General features: G+C 62.6%; 18 protein-coding genes. 2 read left to right on the top strand and 16 right to left on the bottom strand.

The features are described 5' to 3' along the window. Window positions 1-13 precede the first annotated feature (13 nt). The 4 genes from AMS69_RS01265 to AMS69_RS01280 all read right to left on the bottom strand — a co-directional run bounded on the left by AMS69_RS01265 (window position 14) and on the right by AMS69_RS01280 (window position 3879). Window positions 14-1201: a sensor histidine kinase gene (locus AMS69_RS01265; protein WP_053966289.1), complete on the bottom strand. Its 1188-nt coding sequence runs from the start codon at window positions 1199-1201 to the stop codon at window positions 14-16. 132 nt (window positions 1202-1333) lie between these two features. Beyond that, window positions 1334-2434 (bottom strand): AI-2E family transporter, encoded by a 1101-nt coding sequence (locus AMS69_RS01270; protein ID WP_053966290.1) that lies wholly within the window; start codon window positions 2432-2434, stop codon window positions 1334-1336. An 87-nt stretch (window positions 2435-2521) separates the two neighbouring features. Then, window positions 2522-3397, bottom strand: a complete 876-nt coding sequence (locus tag AMS69_RS01275) for a mechanosensitive ion channel family protein (RefSeq protein WP_053966291.1) — start codon at window positions 3395-3397, stop codon at window positions 2522-2524. A gap of 68 nt (window positions 3398-3465) precedes the next feature. Continuing rightward, window positions 3466-3879: an Lrp/AsnC family transcriptional regulator gene (locus tag AMS69_RS01280; RefSeq protein ID WP_004518577.1), complete on the bottom strand. Its 414-nt coding sequence runs from the start codon at window positions 3877-3879 to the stop codon at window positions 3466-3468. Between the two features lie 102 nt (window positions 3880-3981). Between AMS69_RS01280 and carA the strand changes: the two genes are divergently transcribed. Then, entirely contained in the window at window positions 3982-5028 is a 1047-nt protein-coding gene (carA, locus tag AMS69_RS01285; protein WP_053966292.1) for a glutamine-hydrolyzing carbamoyl-phosphate synthase small subunit, read from the top strand. A 297-nt stretch (window positions 5029-5325) separates the two neighbouring features. Here the strand turns inward: carA and AMS69_RS01290 are convergent, their stop codons facing one another. The 11 genes from AMS69_RS01290 to AMS69_RS01340 all read right to left on the bottom strand — a co-directional run bounded on the left by AMS69_RS01290 (window position 5326) and on the right by AMS69_RS01340 (window position 18214). Next, the gene (locus tag AMS69_RS01290) at window positions 5326-5952 is read right to left on the bottom strand and encodes a hypothetical protein (protein ID WP_053966293.1); all 627 of its coding nucleotides are present in this window, start codon (window positions 5950-5952) and stop codon (window positions 5326-5328) included. Window positions 5953-6173: 221 nt separating this feature from the next. Further along, complete coding sequence (locus AMS69_RS01295; RefSeq protein ID WP_053966294.1) at window positions 6174-9194, bottom strand: PAS domain S-box protein; 3021 nt, start codon at window positions 9192-9194, stop codon at window positions 6174-6176. Window positions 9195-9301: 107 nt separating this feature from the next. After that, a complete protein-coding gene (carB, locus tag AMS69_RS01300; protein WP_053966295.1) occupies window positions 9302-12553 on the bottom strand; it encodes a carbamoyl-phosphate synthase large subunit in 3252 nt (1083 codons plus the stop codon). Window positions 12554-12709: 156 nt separating this feature from the next. Further along, a complete protein-coding gene (locus AMS69_RS01305; RefSeq protein ID WP_053966296.1) occupies window positions 12710-12940 on the bottom strand; it encodes a hypothetical protein in 231 nt (76 codons plus the stop codon). Window positions 12941-13009: 69 nt separating this feature from the next. Then, window positions 13010-13789 carry a hypothetical protein gene (locus AMS69_RS01310; protein WP_053966297.1) on the bottom strand — a complete coding sequence of 260 codons (780 nt, stop codon included), beginning with the start codon at window positions 13787-13789 and terminating at the stop codon, window positions 13010-13012. Between the two features lie 49 nt (window positions 13790-13838). Beyond that, on the bottom strand, window positions 13839-14372 hold the full coding sequence (locus tag AMS69_RS01315; RefSeq protein WP_053966298.1) for a DUF5815 family protein: 534 nt from the start codon (window positions 14370-14372) through the stop codon (window positions 13839-13841). Window positions 14373-14426: 54 nt separating this feature from the next. Continuing rightward, window positions 14427-15200, bottom strand: a complete 774-nt coding sequence (locus tag AMS69_RS01320; protein WP_053966299.1) for a DUF7847 domain-containing protein — start codon at window positions 15198-15200, stop codon at window positions 14427-14429. A 98-nt stretch (window positions 15201-15298) separates the two neighbouring features. Then, the gene (locus AMS69_RS01325; RefSeq protein WP_053966300.1) at window positions 15299-16147 is read right to left on the bottom strand and encodes a hypothetical protein; all 849 of its coding nucleotides are present in this window, start codon (window positions 16145-16147) and stop codon (window positions 15299-15301) included. A gap of 74 nt (window positions 16148-16221) precedes the next feature. Further along, a complete protein-coding gene (locus tag AMS69_RS01330) occupies window positions 16222-16638 on the bottom strand; it encodes a DUF7124 domain-containing protein (protein ID WP_053966301.1) in 417 nt (138 codons plus the stop codon). A 52-nt stretch (window positions 16639-16690) separates the two neighbouring features. After that, entirely contained in the window at window positions 16691-16915 is a 225-nt protein-coding gene (locus AMS69_RS01335; RefSeq protein ID WP_053966302.1) for a hypothetical protein, read from the bottom strand. A 48-nt stretch (window positions 16916-16963) separates the two neighbouring features. Beyond that, window positions 16964-18214, bottom strand: coding sequence for an NAD(P)/FAD-dependent oxidoreductase (locus tag AMS69_RS01340; protein WP_053966303.1), 1251 nt, complete (start codon window positions 18212-18214; stop codon window positions 16964-16966). Window positions 18215-18335: 121 nt separating this feature from the next. On the opposite strand from AMS69_RS01340, the gene AMS69_RS01345 reads away from it, so the two are divergent. Continuing rightward, window positions 18336-18944 (top strand): DUF6149 family protein, encoded by a 609-nt coding sequence (locus tag AMS69_RS01345; protein WP_053966304.1) that lies wholly within the window; start codon window positions 18336-18338, stop codon window positions 18942-18944. Window positions 18945-19036: 92 nt separating this feature from the next. Here AMS69_RS01345 and AMS69_RS01350 read toward each other — a convergent pair whose 3' ends face one another. Continuing rightward, window positions 19037-20395 carry an NAD(P)/FAD-dependent oxidoreductase gene (locus tag AMS69_RS01350; RefSeq protein ID WP_053966305.1) on the bottom strand — a complete coding sequence of 453 codons (1359 nt, stop codon included), beginning with the start codon at window positions 20393-20395 and terminating at the stop codon, window positions 19037-19039. Window positions 20396-20404 lie beyond the last annotated feature (9 nt).

A 20404-nucleotide genomic window follows, 5' to 3' on the forward strand; every position in this document is an offset into this window, starting at 1 on the left:
TTCTGGAGGCGACTCAGGCGTCGTCCGCCGCTTTTGGTAGCGTGAGTCCGACGATGGCCCCCCGCGGCTCGTTATCTTCGACCCATACGTCACCGCCGTACGCGTCGACCAGCGTCTGAACGAGATAGAGGCCGATGCCGGTCCCCGCACTGTCTGGTCGCTTCTCCCCACGTTCGAACACCGCCCGTTTCTGCTCGTCCGGAATTCCCGGGCCATTGTCGGCGACAGTGACCTGAAGCATGTCACCGTCGTCGGTCACGTCGACGACGACCGACGGCGTTGCCGAGTCGTTGTGCTGTATTGCGTTAGTGAGAACGTTCCGGAACACCGAGGACAGGAGTTCGTCGGCTTGCACCTGTACCGACGGGAACTCGTCCGGGACGGTGACCTGTGCGTCGGTGTACGTCGCTGTGATGTCCTCGACCACCGAGGACAGGACTGGCCCGAGGGCGACCGGCTCAGTCTCCCAGTCCGTCTGTCGCAATATCGTCGCGAGGTTTCTGGCTGTCTCAAGCAGTTCCATCGCCGACTGGCTACTCTCCTGTATCCCGTCGACGTGGTCTAGGGCGTCGCCGCTGCAGTGGTCCCGGAGCAGTTCCGCCCGGCCGCTGATGATCTGCAGGTGGTTCGTGAGGTCGTGACGGACGATCTGGTTCAGTAGGTCGAGGTTGTCGCGCTGCCGTTTCAGCTCCCGCTCACGCTCGATCCGTTCGAGGGTCGAGAGCACGTTCTTCCCGAGTATATCAGCCAACTGCATCTCACGCTCGGTCGGTTCGGCTCGCTCGTCCGTCCCGGCAGTCAAAAGCCCGTATTCTGCGAGCGGGACGCTGATACCCCCGTGCAGCGGTGCATCCGATGCGGCTTTCTCTGTCGAAACGAGGACTCGCTGTGTCTCGTCGGACTCATACTGTTCCCACAGCCAACTCCCACGCTCGTGACGCATTACCTGCCCCGGGTCAGCAGGGGCCTCGACGTACTGCCGGAGTGGGTCAGAGATGGTTACAGCTTTGAGTTCGTCGTCGGTAGCCTCCCAGAAGACGCTGAACGGGAAATCGAGAATCGCAGTTGCAGTCTCGACCGCGATGACCGCGACCTCGGACTGGTCTTCGGCGGCCATCAGTCGGCGCATCGCCGCATGCAACTCCCCAATCTGGTCCGCTGGAGGCGTCTGGGAGGGAGCGGAGTCGGAGTTTGACCCCATTTTTAGTTTCTTATTTTGACCTGAATATAAATGTTCTTTTTGTATGTCACAAGCACACACTCGACGTGGCCGTCAATCACTGCACGCTCGCGAACGCGACCGACGTTCGACTGTTGTTCACCGCTGTGGCGGCTAGCTGAAGTCTTCCAGTCGCAACTGGTCGGGGTGGATACCGTCCGGTTCGCTCGCACCGAGTAAACGCGGTAGTGCCGTGTTCGCGAACGTCATGCCGACGACAAGCAGTATGGGGGCAAAGAAGAGCCCGTAGAACCCCAGCACGACCGGTCCCAGCGTGTACGCCAGCATCAGAAGCCCGACGTGCGTACTCTCGCCGCTGAGAAGTGGCCGGAGCAGCAGGTCCGGAATCGTGTCGACGACGACCACTGCGACGAGGAGGAACCCAAGGACGTACACAAGCAGCGAAGACTGACCGTCAAGGGCCACCGGGAGTGCGGTGATACCGGTCAGCGGGAGGTAGATTATTTTCATCCCGACGACGGGAATCAAGCTCGCGATACCGGTCAGCGCGCCGGCGAGTGTCGGATACGGGACCTCGACAGCCGCCGGCGCGACGACGTTATAGCCGGTGAATGCAGCGATAGCGATAAGCGAAATCGCCAACACGTTCAGGAGATTGCCGAACAGCACCGCTTCCAGTTCCTCGTCGACAGCTTCGAGGTACTCACGGATGATGGCCCCGTCGTCAAACCGGAGCAGCCACTCGCGGATACGCCGCCCGTCTACCAGCAGGTAGTACGTGACGATGGTCGTGATGAACAGATTGAGGACGAACTGGGAGGCGACCGACGTAAGCACCATCGCGTTTTCGCTGAGGAAATCAACGAACGGCGTGAGCTGTCCCGACTGATAGGCGCTATACAGCCCCTCGACGGTGAGGTCCGGCACAGACTCTGCCCCGTCTAACCAACTGATGTGCGTTGCGGCCACGTCGACGAGCGCGTACTGGATCACGAACTGTCGGGCTTCGATAACGAGGAGGACAGCCGCATAGCTCACGAGCAACAGGAGGGGGATCGCCAACGAAGCCATGACGACGACCGCACGCACCCGCGCCGGAAGGCGGAGCCTGCGCAAGGAACTGTAGTACCGTCGCGTCGAATAATAGAGGAACACGGAGACAGTCAACGCCGCGATGAACTGATATGCGAGGACACTGACCACCACCGCAACAGCGAGACCAAAGAGGGCGACGACGAATCGCTTCTCGTCCATATACGTACCATTTTGTGAATAAGTATAAACGTACGGGCGCCGGGAATCCCGCAGACGACGCGGGTCGAACGCCGTTCGGACTGGTGGCTATTCGGATCGCTCGCGCGTCGGCCCAGCGCTGTCGTGGACGCCGATGTCGCCGGAGAGTTCGTGCCGGTTCGTTTCGCTGAGGTCGATGCCCTCCGCGTGGCAGTCCTCCGTCACCTGCCGGATAAACGCGGCCCTGACTGACGCGAGTCGGTTCCGCCGTTCGTTGGGAATCCAGATCCGGCCTGTCAGGATAATCGCCGTCGACGCGAGGTCTGTGACCCTGACTGTCGGGGCCGGCTTCTCCGAGACGTGGTCGAGGTCGCGGGCGGCGTTTTCGATGATGGCCTGTACCGTTTCGATATCGTCCTCGTAGCCGATACCGAACTGGTAAGAAATCCCGACGGGGCCGGTCGATGTCTGGTTCGTCACCGCGCTCGTTGCCAGTGCCGTGTTCGGGACGATGATACGTTCGTTGTCCGGCGTCCGAATCCGGGTCACACGCAGGTCGATATCGACCACCGTCCCCTGCATCCCGTTCCAGGCGATGACGTCACCGACGTTCAGGTCCGGGTCAGTCACGATGAACGCGCCGGCGACGAAGTTCCCGAGCACGTCCTGTGCCGCCAGGCCCACTGCCAGTGTAATGCCTGCCGCCAGCAGGGTCGACCCCGCAAGCGCGCCCTGAAAGCCCGCAACGCTAGCACCGATTACCACCGCAACGACGACCGACAGCAGGTGGACGGCGCTGGCCAGCGCACTGGCAACTGTCTTGTTAGTCTCCATCCGTGTCAGCAGCCATCGGGCCACCGGCACGGCGATCAGCCGGCCGATGGCGTAGAGGAGCGCCGCGACGGCGAGGAACTGCGCCCCGTCGGTCGCGAGTTGGCCGTACGTCGAGGCGATGTCGATGTCTAGACCCGGCGGGAACTGCATACCGGTTTTCGTAGCCCAGCGGATATGAAATCAGGGTGTCACGTCCGCCCTCGTAGCGACCTCGATTCTCACCCGACGCGCTCGTTTAAAATCAACCTCGTCTTCGTCCCCACAACCTCCTCCAGCTCGCGCGCCTGCGTGATGAGCCCGTTAACGGCGTCGGTATCAGCAGCGTCAACGACGACGACGATATCCTCCTCGCCGGAGACTTGCCAGACAAAATCTACCTCCTGCCAATCGGCGATACGGTCCGAGACCTCGGCCGTGTCGACGTTTACGTCGACGCTAACCTCGATCATCGCTTTCACGTTGCCGGTCCGCGTCGCAACGGTGAAACGTTCGATAACGCCGTCGTCGACCAGTCGTTCGACGCGGTTTCGCACGGTCCCTTCCGACGTGCCGACCCGGTCCGCGATTTCCGTATACGGGGTTCGGGCGTCCCGGCGGAGTATCGAAAGTATCTCTCTGTCGAGGTCGTCCATCGAGATGAAATAGTATCACCGGTCGTGACTTGAGGATTGCGAAATTCGAAACTCGTCTTCGAAAGCAACCCTTATGACCGACTATAGTATACGCATCTCGTAATGGCTGACGCATACGTGGCAATCGAAGGCGACCGCGTCATCGAGGCGCGCGCTCGCGCTCCGGGGACGGCCCGCGGCGAACTGGTCTTTACAACAGCGTACACCGGGTACGAGGAGAGTCTCACCGATCCGTCCTACGAGGAGCAGGTCCTGACGTTCTCCTATCCGCTCATCGGGAACTACGGCGTCCGAGAGGAGCGCTTCGAGTCCGACCGCGTCCACCCGCGCGCGGCAGTCGCCCGCGAGATGACCGACGACGTGGCCGAGTGGCTGGAATCCGAGGGCGTGCCCGCCGTCGACCACCTCGACACGCGCGACATCGTGACCGAAATCCGCGACGAAGGGGCGATGAAATGCGGTATCGCCGCCGGTCCGGACGTGACTGAGCAGGACGCGCTCGACGAACTCCACGAGTGCAAGCACATGTCCGACCACACCGATATCGGCGCGCAGGTCTCCGTCGACGAGGTGACGGTCCACAACGAGGGCGGCGACGGCGCGACGGTCGCGCTGGTCGACTGCGGTGCGAAGGGGTCCATCACCGAGTCGCTTGTCGAACGCGACGCCGAGGTTCACGTCTTCCCGTACGACGCCAGCGAAGACGACGTAGCGGCTATCGACCCGGACCTGCTGTTCATCTCGAACGGCCCCGGCGACCCCGAGAACTTCGAGCAGGCCGGCGAACTCGTCGAGACCTACGTCGGCGACGTGCCGCTTGCCGGCATCTGTCTCGGCCAGCAGGTCGTCGCCAACGCCCTGGGCGGCGAAACCGAGAAGATGGAGTTCGGCCACCGCGGCGTCAATCAGCCGGTCCGTGATCTGCGCTCCAATCAGGTCGTGATGACGACCCAGAACCACGGCTACACCGTCGCCGACCCCGGCGACAAGCTCGACGTGACCCAGGTCAACGTCAACGACGACACGCCGGAAGGGCTGGAAAACGACGACCTGAACATCATCACGCGGCAGTACCACCCCGAGGCCAACCCCGGCCCGCACGATTCGCTCGGCTTCTTCGATGATGTGCTGGGGATGGCGGGGGAGTAGGGAGAGCCCGACCGCAGGGAGGGGTCTCCAAATACCGAACGGTGAGCGTCAGCGAACCGTGAGGAGTAGCGAGGGCGCGAACGAAGTGAGCGGCCTCGGAATTGCGAGCGGGGAACAACGTGACCCGCGAGCAGTAGCGCGGTTCGGAGCGAGCAACGCAAGTGAGAACCGGGAGACGCGAACGGCGCAGCCGTGAGCGGGGAGAGCCCGACCGTCGGAGGGGTCTCCAAATACCGAACGGGGACCGAGGCGCTCCGCGAACAGTAACGCGGTTTGCACGCGCCTGAGCCACGTCTTTCAGTCGCTGTCGTCGTCGATTGGCTGCCCGCGATAGTACGTCGTCTGGTCGCTGTCGTTACTTTTGTCTGTGCTGTCTTGTGGTGCGACGGGGCGGCCGCGATACATCACCCGGTTGGCGGTGTCGTCGCCGTCGATTGCGTCCGGGCTGTCCTGCTGGTGGGTCTCGATGAACTCGGCGGCCGCGTTGAGTGTCGCCTTGTCGGTCTTGCGGTGTACCCAGCAGTGGTACATTTTCCGTGGGGTGCGGAGCGCGAGGCGGTGCGCTCGAAACCCGGACTTGGTGGTGACGTCAGCAACCGCCTCGTGTGGAATCTCGATGACAGCGTCGTCCTCGTCTTTCCCGATGAGGCAGAGGGTCCGGCGACCGGTGACCAGAATCACCGTCCGGCGGTCGCCGACCGGTGAGTCGGTCTTGCGTTTCGTCCCGCGTCCGATGCCGCGCTTCCCGTTGGTCAGGAGATACGCCGGGGCTTCAGCACCGTCGAGGTACGTCAGCGGTGGACTGTTCAGCGGCGGTGACTCGGAGAAACGACTCTTGTATCCAGCGAGGACTCCCGCCGTTACCGAGTCACCGGGAGCCATCTCAGCGACTGTCTCCGCTCGCTTGATGACGTCCTCTCTCATCGACTTCCCGGAGCAGCGACAGCGATTGCAACGCGATCCATACAGCTAGTGTCACAGCCCCGGAGATGAGTGTTACGAACGTGCCATTATTGGCGCAGAACAGGACATGCAGTCATCGATATGTCCCTGACTACTATCTATGGCCAGCATATCGGCTCAGCAGTTATGATATATAATACTTCTTTTGGTACGCAGAGGAAAGCTGTTAGAACACGGCCGGTCTATGACTCCTGTCTGACGCCTCTGAACTCGAACCGTGCGCCGCCGTCGTCGCTCTCGGTCACGGACACCGACCAGTCGTGTGCCGCCGCGATCTCCTTAACGATAGCGAGCCCGAACCCGGTGCCACCGTCAGTGGTGGTGTAGCCGCTCTCAAACACCGTTTCGTGTTTTTCTGGCGAGATACCATCGCCATCATCGGCAACATAAAACCCTGAGCCATCGAGGTCACCGATTTTGACAGTGACGGCCGAGCCGCCGTGTGTCACGGCGTTGTTGATGAGGTTTTCGAGGAGTTGGCGAACGCGGCTCTCGTCTGCTTGGATCGTGCTTTCAGCCGGGATTTCGAGGCTAGCTTCGTCAGTCTCGACGGCCTGCCAGCAGGACCGCACAGTCGATTCGAGGTCAAGCGGCTCCGTCTCCGACACTGTATCTCCCTTCTGGGCCAGGGTTAGCAGGTCCTCGATGAGTTCCTTCATGCGGTCGATTGCGCGGAAACAGCGGTCGAACTGCTCGTCGTCGCCGGTGTCTCTGGCAAGGGTGAGCGAACCTTCGAGGACGCCGAGCGGGTTCCGGAGGTCGTGACTGACGATGCTCGCGAACTCTTCGAGCCGGTCGTTCTGTCGCTCCAGTTCTTCGCGGTACTCGATCCGGTCGGAGATATCTCGTGAAATGACGACGAGGCGGGTTATCTCTCCGTCAGCGAAGATTGGTGTTACCTGTGTTTCCCAGACGCCGGCGGGGTGGAGGTCCCGCTCCTCGAAGGTAATAGTTTCACCGGCCGAGACACACCGCTCGTAGTGGTCAGCGATTCGCCGACCGATGTCCGGGCCGGCAGCCTCGACCGGGGTCTGCCCGGTCAGCGAGTTGGTGTCGAATCCGGTCTGTCGTTCGTAGGCCTCGTTCGTCCGGACGTAGCGGAACGTCAGCTCGTCAGCTGACCCCTCTATGTCGACAAGCGCGATAGCGTCGTTCGTGTTCTCGAACACCGCCTCGTACTCGTCAGTGAGTCGGGCCAGCTCCTGTTCGCGCCGTTTCTGGTCGGTGATGTCGGTCGCAACGACACAGAGGGCGTACGGCTCGCCGTCCTCGTCGAGTATCGGGGTCTTCCGCGTCAGATGCGTCCGATCTGTCCCGTCGACAGGAATCACCGTTTCGACTTCGACGGTCTCTTTCTGTTCGAGGGCGCGCTGGTCGTCGGCGTGGGTCTGCTCCGCGATGTGGTCCGGAAGAATATCGTAATCGGACATCCCGACGACGGACTCGTCGTCGTCGATTCCGTAGAGGTCACGGGCCGCGCTGTTGATGAAGAGAAATCGACTATCGGTGTCTTTCATCAGGATGTAGGTCGGCGCTGTGTCGAGAATGACCTGCAGTTTGCGACTCGTGTCTTCGAGTTTCTGTTTCCGCTCTTTGTGGTCGGTCACGTCCTGATGGATCCCCACCGCACGGACCGGGTCGCCGTTCTCGTCGCGTTCGAAAACCTTGCCGATGTCGCGGATCCACCGGTACTCACCGGTGGCCGTCCTGAGCCGGTGGTCACATTCGTATATCTCCGTCTCGCCGTCGAGATGGGCGTTCAGCGCCTCGTAAGTTCGCTCGCGGTCCTCCGGGTGTATCAGTTCGTCCCAAGTGTCGACCGTGGGTTCGAGTTCGTCCAGCGAGTACCCGAGCATGTCGGCCCACCGCTCGTCGAAGGTGACCGCATCCGTCTTGACGTTCCAGTCCCAGACGCCGAGTTCGGCACCTTCGAGCGCGAGTTCGTGCCGCTCGGTTAGCGTTCTGAGTTCTTGCTGCCGGTCGAGTCTGGAAAGCGCTTCCTCGGTGTTCGCAGCGAGGGTTCGCATCAGCGAGACCGATGCGTCCTCGAACGCGGCAGCGTCGGTCGAACTGGCGACCAGCACGCCGTGGTCGCCCAGCGGGAGCAGTATCTCGCTGCTGACGTCGGTGTCGGGGTTGTAGCGGTCAGGGTGAGTAGAGATATCGTCGAAGACGCGCTGTTCACCGGAGTCGAACACCTCCCAGACAAGACTGTCACCCCCGCTAAACGTCGGGTGCTCGTCGATAATCACCCGGGCCTGGTCGGTCACTGCGGCCGGGCTGAGACGGTCGGCTGACTCGTCGGCGAGAAAGACAGCGCTGAGCGGCAGTCCGAGCAGGTCGCGCGCGGTTTCGACGACCAGTTCGGCGACATCCTCGCGTGATTGGGCATGCATCAGTTCTCGGGTTGTGTCATGCAACGCCTCGATACGCTGCTGTCGCCGCCGGCGCTCCGTTATCTCCTGAAACTGCGAGAATATCGCGACAGTCTCTCCGTTCTCTCTGATGATGCGGTTGTGCCACTCACAGACGATCTGCTCACCGTCGCCGGTCTCGATATCGAGCACCGTGTAGTAGCCGCCGCTGCCTTCCTGCAGGGCCGTGATCGTCTCGTCGACCGCATCCCGCGACGAGTCCGAGACAAGCGTCTCAAACCCAGTACCGACGAGCGCTGACTCGTCTCGCTGTAGGATTTCCTCACCTTTCTCGTTGACCTGTGCCACCTCAAAGCTCTCGTCCCATTCGATGACGCCGAGCGGCGACTTATCGATAAACAGCGAGAGTCGCTTCCGGCTCGCGTCCAGTGCTTGCTGTGATCGGTACTGCTCGACCGCGTTAGTGATGCGGTTGGCGAGAATCGTGTACTGGTCAGTGCCCTGCTGCTTCTGGAGATAGTCAGTCACACCGGCCGAAATCGCCTCACTGGCCACTTCCTCGGAGCCTTTCCCAGTAAAGAGAATGAACGGGAGGTCGTCATCGACAGCCCGGACCGATTCCAGAAATTCGATTCCGTCCTGCCCGGGCATATCGAAATCAGAGACGACACAGTCGATTGGTTCTTCGCTGAGCCGGGTGAGTCCCTCGTTCGCCGACGTTGCCGAAATCACGTCGAACCGGTCGTCGGTACGGGTGAGAAACGCCGCCGTCATCGACGCGAACTCGGGGTCGTCCTCAACGTGGAGGACACGTACGGCATCGGCCATGAATGATACATGGGCGTGTCCAACGAATAAGTATTTGTGCCCGTCTGTTCGAGCGAGAGGAATCAGTGCTACCGCAGTGACCGGTCCGCTTCCGCGGCTAGCCGGCGTTACTCAGCGCCCCACTCGCGCTGGGTCTTTGGCCGCTCGTCAATGGCCTGCACAGCGAGTGGCTGGTCGGCGGAGTTGATCGCTTCAAGCGCCGCCTCGGCGCTCTCGTGGGTCGAGAAGTACGTCACCGTCTCCTCGACACAGGCTTCCAGCACGTCGCGGTTGCGGGAGAGGACGAGGTCGACCTCACCGCTCTGGATGGCGTCGATGATGGCGTCGGTATCCTCGTAGTCGTCGAAGTCCTGCACGTCGAAGTGCTCCTCGAAGCCGAGAATCGGCAGGTCGACGATGGCTGTCCCCTCAAGCGGGATTGCCTTACCCACGGCCATCTGGGCCTTCTGGTAGGCCTTGCCGAATGAGCCAGCCGTGCCCATGACCTCGCCGGTGGATTTCATCTCCGGACCGAGGCGCGGGTCCGAACCCGGCAGGCGGTCGAACGGCAGGACGACCTCCTTGACAGAGACCTGCTCGGGAATCTGCTCCTCTACGTCGAGGTCGGACAGCGACGCGCCGGACATCACCTTCGCGGCGATTTTGGCTATCGGGACGCCGGCGGTCTTGGAGATGAACGGGACGGTCCGGGACGAGCGCGGGTTCGCTTCGAGGACGAACACCTCGCCGTCACGCACCGCCAGCTGGACGTTCAACAGGCCGACCGTGTCGAGCGCGTCGGCAATGTCCTCGACGACCTCGCGGATACGGGGCATCACGTCCTTGATTTCCTGGGAGCGGGGCGGAATCATACAGGCGGAGTCGCCCGAGTGGATGCCCGCCGTCTCGACGTGTTCCATCACGCCGCCGATGAGGACATCGTCCTCGTCGGCCACGGCGTCGACGTCCAGTTCGACGGCGTCGGCGAGGAACTCGTCGACGAGAATCGGCTTGTCCGGGCTGACGCGGACAGCCTCTTCGATGTACGTTTCGAGGTCCTCGTCGTTGTACACCACGTCCATCGCGCGGCCGCCGAGCACGTAGCTCGGGCGCACGAGGACGGGATAGCCGATGTCGTGGGCCAGGTCCAGCGCCTCCTCCTTCGAGGTCGCGGAGCCACCCTCGGCCTGAGAGATGCCGAGTTCGGCCATCAGCTTGTTGAAGCGGTCGCGGTCCTCGGCGAGGTCCATCGCGTCGACGGACGTGCCCATGATCTCACAGTCGAGGTCGCGGCGCTTGAGCTCCTGTTCGAGCGGGTGGCCGATGTCGACGGAGGTCTGGCCGCCGAACTGGACCATCACGCCGTCGGCGTTGGTCGCCTCGATGACGTCGGCGACCTCCTCGGCGGTGACCGGCTCGAAGAACAGGCCGTCGGAGGTGTCGTAGTCGGTCGACACCGTCTCGGGGTTGTTGTTGACGACGTGGGCGTCGATACCCAGTTCCTCCAGCGCGCGGACGGCGTGAACCGAGCAGTAGTCGAACTCCACGCCCTGCCCGATGCGGATGGGGCCGCCGCCGACGACCACGACGCTCTCAAGGTCGGGGTCGATCTGGAGTTCGTTGCGGTCGATACCCGACAGCGGGTCCCGCGTCGAGTAGTAGTACGGCGTCGTCGCCTCGAACTCGCCGGCACAGGTGTCGACGAGCTTGAAGTCGCGGTCGGTGGTGTCGGTCTCAACAGTGTCGACAGTCACACCGGACCCGTCTGTTGCCGCTTCGACCTCCGGCTCGTCGCCGCCGTCCTCGTCCAGATCAGCCGGGAGCCAGGAGACGTGTGTGTCGTTGAACTCGCCGCCGGCCAGCGCGGTAATCTCCTGGTCGGTGAAGCCGGCCTGTGCGGCCGTCTCGTAGTCGCCATCGCGGGCGGCCGCGGCGGCGTCGGCGACCTCCTTGAACCGCTCGACGTACCACTCCTTGATGTCGGTGATGTCGACAACCTCGTCGACGGTGTAGCCGCGGCAGAACGCCTCGAACATCGCGTAGGGGCGGTCCGGCGTCGGCTTTTCGAGGTACTCCGTCTCCAGTTCCGCGTCGTCGATTTCGTCGAAGTCGGCGGCCGGGTTGTACTCCGAGGACCGGAGCGCCTTCAGCAGGCTCTCGGGGAAGGTCCGCCCGATGGACATCGCCTCGCCGGTCGATTTCATCGCCGTCGAGAGCTCGAACTCGGTGTCCTGGAACTTGTCGATGGGCCACCGCGGGACCTTCGTCACGACGTAGTCGATAGCCGGCTCGAAGGCGGCGGTCGTCTCGCCGGTGATTTCGTTCTCGATTTCGTGGAGGCGCTTGCCGAGCGCGACCTTCGCGGTGACACGGGCGATGGGGTAGCCGGTCGCCTTCGAGGCCAGCGCCGAGGACCGGGAGACGCGCGGGTTCACTTCGACCACGCGGTACTCGCCGCCCGGCGTGCCGTCGTCGTGCCAGGCGAACTGGATGTTACAGCCGCCCTGGATGCCGAGGTCGCGGATGACCTTCAGCGCGGAGTCGCGCATCTCCTGGTGGCCCTCGTCGGGGATGACCTGCGAGGGCGTGACGACGGTGGACTCCCCGGTGTGGATGCCCATCGGGTCGATGTTCTCCATGTTGCAGATGATGATACACGAGTCGTCGGCGTCGCGCATCACCTCGTATTCGAGTTCGACCCAGCCGGAGATTGACTCTGTGATGAGGACCTCGTTGTTGCGCGAGAGGCGCAGACCCTTCCGGACGCGTTCGATGAGTTCGTCCATCTCGTCGACGACGCCGGAGCCGGAGCCACCCAGCGTGTACGTCGTGCGTGCGATGACCGGGAGCCCGCCGACCTCGTCGACGGCTGCTTCGACGCGGTCCACGAGCGATTCCTCGTCTAAGTCAGTGACCGACTCGCCCTCGTCGAGCGTGATGGTCGTCGAACGCGGCACCGGTTCGCCGATGTCTTCCATCCGCTGTTTGAACAGGTCGCGGTCCTCCGTCGCGTAGATGGTGTCCAGTGGCGTCCCCATCACGTCCACGTCGTACTCGTCGAGGACACCTTCCTCAGCGAGTTCGGCCGTGACGTTCAGGCCGGTCTGGCCGCCAAGACCGGCGATGACGCCGTCGGGGTCTTCCTTCCGGATAATCTCAGAAATCGCCTCGGTGTTGATGGGTTCGAGATACACCTTGTCCGCCATCTCCGGGTCAGTCATAATCGTCGCCGGGTTCGAGTTCACGAGCACGACGCGGGCACCCTCTTCTTGAAGGGCGCGACACGCCTGTGCGCCGGAGTAATCGAACTCGGCCGCCTGTCCGATCTTGATCGGGCCGCTGCCGATGAGCAGGATTGTACGGTCCTCGTCCGCTGTCATTGTACGAGCGGAGTCTACACATCGTAATAAGCCCGGCGAAACAATGCGAAGCTCGAAGTCTAATTTCGAATATCGTAATGCCTGCCCGTCACATAGGAGACGCTGTTAGAGAGAAGCACCAGGAGAGGATTCGGGCGGTAGCGATGCTGAACCCGGTCAGCTGTCGCGGTCGGGAACACGATACCGATAGGGCTGGCCCTGAATGACCTCGACCTCGCCGGACTGGGCACGACGGCCAAGGACTGTCGCAACGCGGTGAGCGCTCCCGAAGGCTTCGTCGTGTTCTTCGAGCAGGTCACAGATCTCTCGGGCCGTCAGGGTGCCGTCGGTGTCGGCTTCTTCGAGTACTGTCAGGATGCGCTCGAACTCCCCCTCACGCATAGCCATACACAGTTACAACACCGCAACAACCATATAACACCGTCAGACAACAGTCAGACGGCGGATTTCGGGAAATCAGCCGACGGCGTCGCGTCGGTGGCTGTCGGACAGTACAGGGTCGTTGTCTGTCGCGTTCCCCCAGCGCTTTCGGACCCACGTCGGTCTGGAGACGGCGGTCTCGCCGATTGCAGAGTACCGGATCTCGTAACTGACCCGAGCCTTTCTGGAACGATCCCAGTACGAGACAGTGAACGACTGGACGAGTCCATCCGGCCGGACAGTCGCCTGCACGCTGTAATTGTCGGCCGGTTCGAACGCCGCAGGGGGCTCCGTAGCCGTGAGTATCACGGGACAGGTGTCACAGCCGTCCCTCGGCCGCTCGACGCTGACGTTCGTTGCGAGGTATGCTTCGATGAGTCGAGTGGGATCAGGGTCGAGTACCTCGCTGACCGGGGTTGGCCGCCTCGTTGCGCTCCATGCCCCCTGTGCGCGTTCGTCGTGGACATAGCGCCGATTCCGGTTATTGTACACTCGCTTGGTGTAATTTTTGTTGATGATTTCGGTCCGGTACTGGTAGCGGTACCGGTCCTCGACGACGAAACTGACGATTTGGGTCCCCCATTCGAGCGAGAGCCGCATCCCCAGCACGTACGAGCGGTTCCGTGTCGCGCGCCGGTGGCCCGCCGCGAGTCGCCTAGCGTCGACAGCGCTCTCGGTCACAGCGGGGACGGCCCGGTCGTCCTGTGACTGCTCTGGGACCGGGACCGGGGTCACCGTCTGTCGTTCCGCCCCGCCGAAGGCTCCACAGCCCGCGAAAAGCACGAGTACGAGCAGGACCGCGAGCCGACCTGCCATACGTGGGTGTGTGAGCGCACCACACTAAGTACTCAGGTCGGAGTCTGTTTCAGATAGCGGTGTCCGACCGGCCGTCGAAGTCACGCTCGTCGCGGTACTGCTCGACGAACGCGTCGACGTCGAACTGGAGCATCTGCTCCTCGAACTCCGCCATCACGTCGTCGTCCTCCGCGTGGCTGATCGCGTGTTCCATCAGTTCCACGAGCAGCTCGACGACGATTTCGTGCAGGCGACGGGAGTCGAAGTCGCTTACCCACGCCAGCGAGAACCCGACCGACCCGTCTTCGCTGGTGTCGGCGGCGACGACCTTTTCGGGGAACTCCTCCATCACGACACCCATCAGGTGAACGGTGGTGAACTCGTCGTAGTCGTCGTTGGTCTCGATGGTTGCGTGTAGCACCTCGGTGAGAAACTCCGGCACGAACCGGGCCAGCGGGTGGGGGTCGAGGACGACAGCATGCGTGTTTCCGCAGTCACACGCGAACTCCCGCATGCCCAGATGGAGGTCATGCGTGTCGACAAGCTCGCCACAGGCCAGTTCGAGTTCGGACTCGCGCCCGCCGGGCACGCGCGGTTCAGCCATTACCTGAGATTGGTCGTTCGCGGGGTTAAAGGCCGCGATACGAACTACAGTGGTTCAGAGCCCGCTGGTGGACGCTGTTCCCTGTGTGTAGCCGGACTCCGCTGCTTGGAGGTACGCCACGGTCGTCACAGCGATGGAGAAGACGCTGACGACACTGGAGAGGACCGTCGATACCGTCGTCAGGACCATCGGCGGTAGCGGTATCGGGAGGAGGCTGAAAACCCCGCCGAGAACGAGTCCGAGCACTAGGAGTACAATGGCCAAGACAAACGTTGCGAGGAGGTTGTCGATGACGATGCTAACGCTGTTGCTGATAGACTCGATAATGCCGCTGTCATTCAGTGCAATTTCCTGTTGGACGAAGAAAAACAGGAGTGCAAACACCAGTCCGGGGATGACGAGCAGAATGATGCCGATACCGACTGCAATACTGGTGAGAATGCCAGCGACGATCGCAATTGCAACGGTTTTCCCGAGCCGCCGGCCCACGTTGTCGGGAATCGGTTCCCGGTCATCGCTGGCAAAGGCACGGATCGCGACGATGTTCAGCGCCACGTTGACGACAAACAGCACGAGCGCGCCGACGGCAGCAACTGCAAGCGGGAGGTCGAGTGCCAGTGGCGTCCCACCAGCCATTGCCGCCTGATTGACCTGTGCATCGCTCGGCAATTGCCCCAGAAATACGTCTGTGAGCGCCTGCGAGAGCGACGCCCAGACGACAGAGCTGAGCAATCCGTAGACGATGAACACGCCGGCAAACACCGCCCCGCGCTCACTGAGTAGTTCGTCGATACCGTCTTGGAAGGCACGGCCGATTTGGAGGGCCATACACAGTATCCTTAATCGGGGAGACATAAAGCTGAATAAATGTTTTTTAGCGAGCCACGGCCCGAAATCAGTACCCAGAGAGCATTTGGGGCCAGCTCTCAGAACCCGTCGTCGTCCCGGTCCGCCCGCACCTGCAGGTACGCGTCCGTAATCACTGCGAGACTGAACGCCTGCACTGGCGCGTTCAGTACCATTGACGCGACCTGCAGCACCGACTGGGACGGCAAGTCAAACGAGCCGGGGAGGAACACCGAAATAACTGACGCCGTAGACGGGATGCCCGGGATGATACCGAGGAGCAACAGGAGAAACAGAATCACGATTATCTGAGCGGGGGCATCCATGAACCGCGCGACGCAGTGTTTGAGTGTCGCGACGTAGCCGCCGTCGTACAGGGCAATCGACTGCAGCAGGTAGACGAAGGCGAGACCGACGATCAGGGACAGGAGGCCGCCAAGCAGGCCAGCTAGTCCCCCAAGCAGCGGCCGCCCGCTGGCGTTCAGAGCGGTCGAACTCATCGAAGCCGCAAACGTGAGAACCGCGACGCCGCCACCGAGGACAACGGCCATAACGGCTCTATCGGACGTACTGTGTTCCATGATCTCCTGTGGCTCGGCGAAGAGCCTGATTCCCCAGAATTTGACGAGCTGGCCGACAACCAGAAACAGGAGAACCATCACAACGGCAACCGGCACTGCGATATCAAGACTGAACGGGCCGGTGAAATCTGACACCGAAAACCCCGGTGCACCTGCCCCAGCGGAGCCTCCCGGCCCAGCGGGGCCACCCATGTCCAGCACTTCGTCGAACAGCGCTTCGGTGAACGAGGAGTTTGCGACAGTGTTCCCAAGGTTGAACAGGAGGAAAACGCCGGTAACGAGGAGTCCGTCCTCACTGAGGAGGGTATCGAAACCGCTACGCAAGGCGTCGCCGATTTGGAGGGCCATAACTTCAGTCGCTCTCCGGGAAAATATAAAACTAGTCGAAGCGTAGGTCCCCACCGACAGCGGGATTGGGTCACCTACGGCCAGTCGTCGCGCTCTTCGTCCTCGTCGGTTGTCGCGTCCGGCGTCTCCGGTTCGCCGAGGTCCCACTCGGCCGCCTCCGCGGCCTGCGTGACCGGGAGGTACTCCCAGCCCGCCGCCTCGGCGAGGTCGGCGTCCTCGTCGTCCGCACCGACGAAGACGTGCCGGTCGGTGTCGAACTGCTCTTTGACGTTTTCGAGACTCTCCTCGCGGCCGCGCGGCCCGGAGAAGAAGTCCTGTCTGATCCGGTGTTTCCGGGTGAAGTTGGTCACGACGTAGGTGGGCTGTTCGGAGATGACGCCGACGTACTCGGACCACTGGCGCGCGTCGTTGAACACGCTGTCCGGATAGGCCAGTTGCTTGAGGGCGTCGAGGTCGAACGCGAGTGTCATATCGCCGCTGCCGCCATCCATACGCGACTCTCCGCTTTAGGGCGAAAAAAGAGCGTCGTTCTCCCGCGGGCAGTTACTCGCGATTCCTGTCCGCCTGCGCGAGCCTGTCGGCCTCCTCTCGCACCGCCGCCATCTCGCCAGCGGCCTTTGGGCTGCCTTGGCCGTGCCCATGATTGACCGACGCATCGAGCAACGAGCCGGCAAAGCCGCCGCTGTCGTCGCTTGGTTCGTCTGCCTCACCTGACTGGTCGCTCCGGCGGGAAAGCCAGGTAACGGCGCGGGAAAGAACGTCACGCATGTGCGTCGCTACGTCAGCAGTGCGTAAAAATATCGGTGTCGGCTGGCCTTATTCAGCCGGCGCGGGCGTCTGCGCCTTCACTTCTTCGAGGTCCACTTCCTTCTCCAGTAGCAGTTCCTTCTTGTCGGCGACCTGCCGCTCCTCGCGGATGAGCTGTTTGAACGCCGACTGCTGTGAGAGGTCGCCGATCAGCACGCCGCCGATAAGCTGTCCGTCCTCGAAAGCAAGCCGCCGCCACTCGCTGTCGGAGTACTTCCGTTCGGCCTCGTCGTCGCCACGGGTCGGGTGACCGAAGGAGAGGAACGGGAAGTCGAAGTGCGTGATGGAGTACGAGGAGACCCAGCGGAACTCCTTTTCCTCGGCGTCTGCGACCATGTTTGTCCCAGCGACTGACCCTTGCTCCTTGGCTGAACCCCACGCGCCGTTTTGCGCCTGGGAGTCGAGGATGGTGTCGTAGAACTGGGTGAGGTCGCCCGCTGCGTAGATGTCCTCGACGTTGGTCTGCATGTACTCGTCGACGACGACGCCGTCGTCGAGTTCGAGTCCGGTCCCGTTGAGGAACTCGGTGTTGAAATCGAGGCCGATAGCGACGCCGGCCCACTCGCCGTCGTAGTGGTTGCCGTCGGGGTCGACTGCACCGGTGACCTTGCCGTCGTCATCGACTTCGAAGTGGTCGACGCCGGACTCGAACACCGGTTCGACGCCGTTCTCTTCGAGGGCCTCGTGGATGATCTCCGCGCCGTCCTCCGAGAGCGCGTAGCGCCACCAGCGGTTGCCACGCATCAGGTACTTGGCGTCAATTTCCTGTGCGGCACAGACCGCCGCGAGGTCGATGCCGAGCAGTCCCGCCCCGACGATGATACCCTGATCGGCCTCGTCGGCGTGCTCACGGATGCCACGTGCGTCCTGGAACGTCCAGAAGTGGTGGATACCGTCGGCGTCGCTGTTCTCGACCGGGAGCTGTGCCGGCGTCCCGCCCGTGGCCACCAGCAGTTTGTCGTACTCGTAGGTGTCGCCCTCGTGGGTATGAATCTCGTGGGCATCGGGATCGATGTCCGTGACGTGGGTGTTCAGCTGCAGGTCGATGTCGCGCTCGTCGTACCACTCCGGCTCGTGGATGGAGATCGGTGCTTCCGGCAGCTTCCCCTTGGCGAACTCCTTGATGAGGATACGGTTGTACAGTGCCTCCCCCTCGTCGGTCAGAACCGTGACCGACGCGTCCGGGTCCGCTTCCCGGATTGTCTCGGCTGCGGACGCACCCGCGATGCCGTCACCGATGATTACGTGCGACGTGCTCATGTACGGCCGATACGAAATCAGGCCTAATGTGGATTGCTATCTGCGTATCGGTTTCGATAGCGCGCTGAACACACCGATAGTCGGGGATTTGAAGGCGCTTGGGCCCGTATTCGAATCTGAAATGAAAATCTACCAGAACCCGCGCCACTGGGCGAGCAAGAAGGCGCTGACCACACCCGGCGTCCGGTCGGTGGCCAACTACGGGCTGGTGAAACTCCACACCAAGATCTTCCTCGGGAAGGCCGACGAGGCACACCGAGAGGAGCGGCGTGACCACCTCGATGACTTCTTCGACGGCACGATGGACACCTACGTGGCCGCGCTCCAAGCGGATTACTCGGAAGCCGAGGCCCGGGAGATTACCCACATCCAGGCGAACTTCGACTTCTACAACCACGGCTGGACGGAGATGATGGAGTTCCCCGCCGACGAACTCGAAGCGCACTACGAGCGGTACGCGGACTTCTTCGACGCGCACGGCATCACCATCGACGAGCCGCTCGGGACGTTCCGACCAGCCGACGGCGTCGCCGACGCACCGTCCACGCCGGAGCGGCTGGACGAGCCGGAACACCCTCACGCCGTCGGTGGGTTCGCAGACGACGTGTACGTCGAAACAGAGGACGGCGAGATGATTGTCGGCGGCGGCCGCGAGGAACCGGACGACGTGAGCGCGACCGACGCGCCGGTCATCGACGAGGACGACGTGGAAAGCGCGGCCGGCGACTGAGCGGAGCGGCGGGCTTTTTCGGTATCAGCAGCGATCACGGGAGAGAGCCGACGACTGGCCGGTATAGAAGGGCGCTTCGGACAACAGAACGCTCAGCGGCGGGCTTCGGAAAGCGGTGATTCGGACCCGGTCACCACCGACTCGTCGTGAGCGATGCGGTCGGCGCACTCGAAGCCCGCGACGATGCCGCCGTTGAGCGACCGCTCCGGGTACTGGGCACGCGAAGCCATCCCAGCGTAGTAGAGGCCGTCCGCGACGGCGTCGCTCAGGTCGTACGGGATCACCATGTCGAGATATCCGCGCTCGTAGACCGGCGCAGTCCGTGGGTTTCGCCCCGTCCGAATCCAGTTGACGGTGTCGCGGTCGAACTCGGGAAAGAGCGCTTCGATGCCGTCCAGCCACGTCTCGGCGACCTCGTCGTCGCTCTGTTGCCAGATAGGCTCAGATTCGTTCTGGATGTAGCGAGCGACGTACAGCAGATGCTCGCCGCCGTACCGTTCGGGAGAGACGAAGTTCGTGTGCTCGATGAGCGCACCGAACGGGGCGTCATCGGCGATGTTCAGCCAGTACGTATCTAGCAGGGGCTCGTCCATGCTGATGACCGAACACACCGTTCCCTGAAAGTCGATGTCGCAGGTATAGCCGGTCAGAGCTTCCAGCACGTTCGGCATCGTCGCGACGACGACGCTGTTGACATCGTGTACCGCCGTTCCGGTGCCGTCGGTGACCGTCAGCGACGAGACGGCCCCGCTGCTCGCGTCGATGTCAGTCACGCGCGTGCCAGTGAAGATATTGTCACGGCCGACGGCGTCGACCAGCGCGTCGAGCAATCGGCCGAATCCGCCGTCGAAGTAGCCCAGAATCTCACCGTTCAGGATGTCCCGCTCGCCGCGGAACTTGACCCGGCCGAGGAGCCATGCCGCGCTCACGTCGGCTTTCCGGTCGCCGAACTTCGCATCGAGCAGCGGCTCGAAGAAGTTCTCGTAGACCCCCCGCGTGGTGTGTTCGACGACGAACTCCTCGATAGGCACGTCCTCGAAGTCCTCCAGTCGCTCGTAGGTGTCAAACGAGGGGATGCCGCCGCGAACGTCGATATCGAGAACGAGCATCCCCAGCCGGAACGTGTCGTACAGCGAGAGATGGGGGTACGAGAGGATTTCCCAGGGCTTGTCCATGGGGTGGACGACGCCGTCGACGTAGTAGGCGTTCTCCCCGATGTGCCACTCGACCGCGTCACCGAGGCCCAGTTCCGCGGCGAGTTCGACGATGGTCTCTTCGGACTTCGAAAGGTGGTGATAGAACTTCTCGATGGGGTCCCCGGCCGTCTCGTAGGTCGCTGCCAGGCCGCCGAGGTCCTCGCCCGCTTCGAACACACGGACCTCGTGGCCACGTTGCTGGAGCCGGTACGCTGCCGAGAGGCCGGCGATACCGCCACCGACGACGCCAATCATGCATCGACC

The sequence above is a fragment of the Haloarcula rubripromontorii genome, from assembly GCF_001280425.1.
In the GTDB taxonomy this organism is placed as follows: domain Archaea; phylum Halobacteriota; class Halobacteria; order Halobacteriales; family Haloarculaceae; genus Haloarcula; species Haloarcula rubripromontorii.

Bases quoted from the DNA above. Each gene is read 5' to 3' on its own strand.
- AMS69_RS01265 (WP_053966289.1), bottom strand. From the start codon at position 1,201: ATGGGGTCAAACTCCGACTCCGCTCCCTCCCAGACGCCTCCAGCGGAC.
- AMS69_RS01270 (WP_053966290.1), bottom strand. From the start codon at position 2,434: ATGGACGAGAAGCGATTCGTCGTCGCCCTCTTTGGTCTCGCTGTTGCG.
- AMS69_RS01275 (WP_053966291.1), bottom strand. From the start codon at position 3,397: ATGCAGTTCCCGCCGGGTCTAGACATCGACATCGCCTCGACGTACGGC.
- AMS69_RS01280 (WP_004518577.1), bottom strand. From the start codon at position 3,879: ATGGACGACCTCGACAGAGAGATACTTTCGATACTCCGCCGGGACGCC.
- carA (WP_053966292.1), top strand. From the start codon at position 3,982: ATGGCTGACGCATACGTGGCAATCGAAGGCGACCGCGTCATCGAGGCG.
- AMS69_RS01290 (WP_053966293.1), bottom strand. From the start codon at position 5,952: ATGAGAGAGGACGTCATCAAGCGAGCGGAGACAGTCGCTGAGATGGCT.
- AMS69_RS01295 (WP_053966294.1), bottom strand. From the start codon at position 9,194: ATGGCCGATGCCGTACGTGTCCTCCACGTTGAGGACGACCCCGAGTTC.
- carB (WP_053966295.1), bottom strand. From the start codon at position 12,553: ATGACAGCGGACGAGGACCGTACAATCCTGCTCATCGGCAGCGGCCCG.
- AMS69_RS01305 (WP_053966296.1), bottom strand. From the start codon at position 12,940: ATGGCTATGCGTGAGGGGGAGTTCGAGCGCATCCTGACAGTACTCGAA.
- AMS69_RS01310 (WP_053966297.1), bottom strand. From the start codon at position 13,789: ATGGCAGGTCGGCTCGCGGTCCTGCTCGTACTCGTGCTTTTCGCGGGC.
- AMS69_RS01315 (WP_053966298.1), bottom strand. From the start codon at position 14,372: ATGGCTGAACCGCGCGTGCCCGGCGGGCGCGAGTCCGAACTCGAACTG.
- AMS69_RS01320 (WP_053966299.1), bottom strand. From the start codon at position 15,200: ATGGCCCTCCAAATCGGCCGTGCCTTCCAAGACGGTATCGACGAACTA.
- AMS69_RS01325 (WP_053966300.1), bottom strand. From the start codon at position 16,147: ATGGCCCTCCAAATCGGCGACGCCTTGCGTAGCGGTTTCGATACCCTC.
- AMS69_RS01330 (WP_053966301.1), bottom strand. From the start codon at position 16,638: ATGGATGGCGGCAGCGGCGATATGACACTCGCGTTCGACCTCGACGCC.
- AMS69_RS01335 (WP_053966302.1), bottom strand. From the start codon at position 16,915: ATGCGTGACGTTCTTTCCCGCGCCGTTACCTGGCTTTCCCGCCGGAGC.
- AMS69_RS01340 (WP_053966303.1), bottom strand. From the start codon at position 18,214: ATGAGCACGTCGCACGTAATCATCGGTGACGGCATCGCGGGTGCGTCC.
- AMS69_RS01345 (WP_053966304.1), top strand. From the start codon at position 18,336: ATGAAAATCTACCAGAACCCGCGCCACTGGGCGAGCAAGAAGGCGCTG.
- AMS69_RS01350 (WP_053966305.1), bottom strand. From the start codon at position 20,395: ATGATTGGCGTCGTCGGTGGCGGTATCGCCGGCCTCTCGGCAGCGTAC.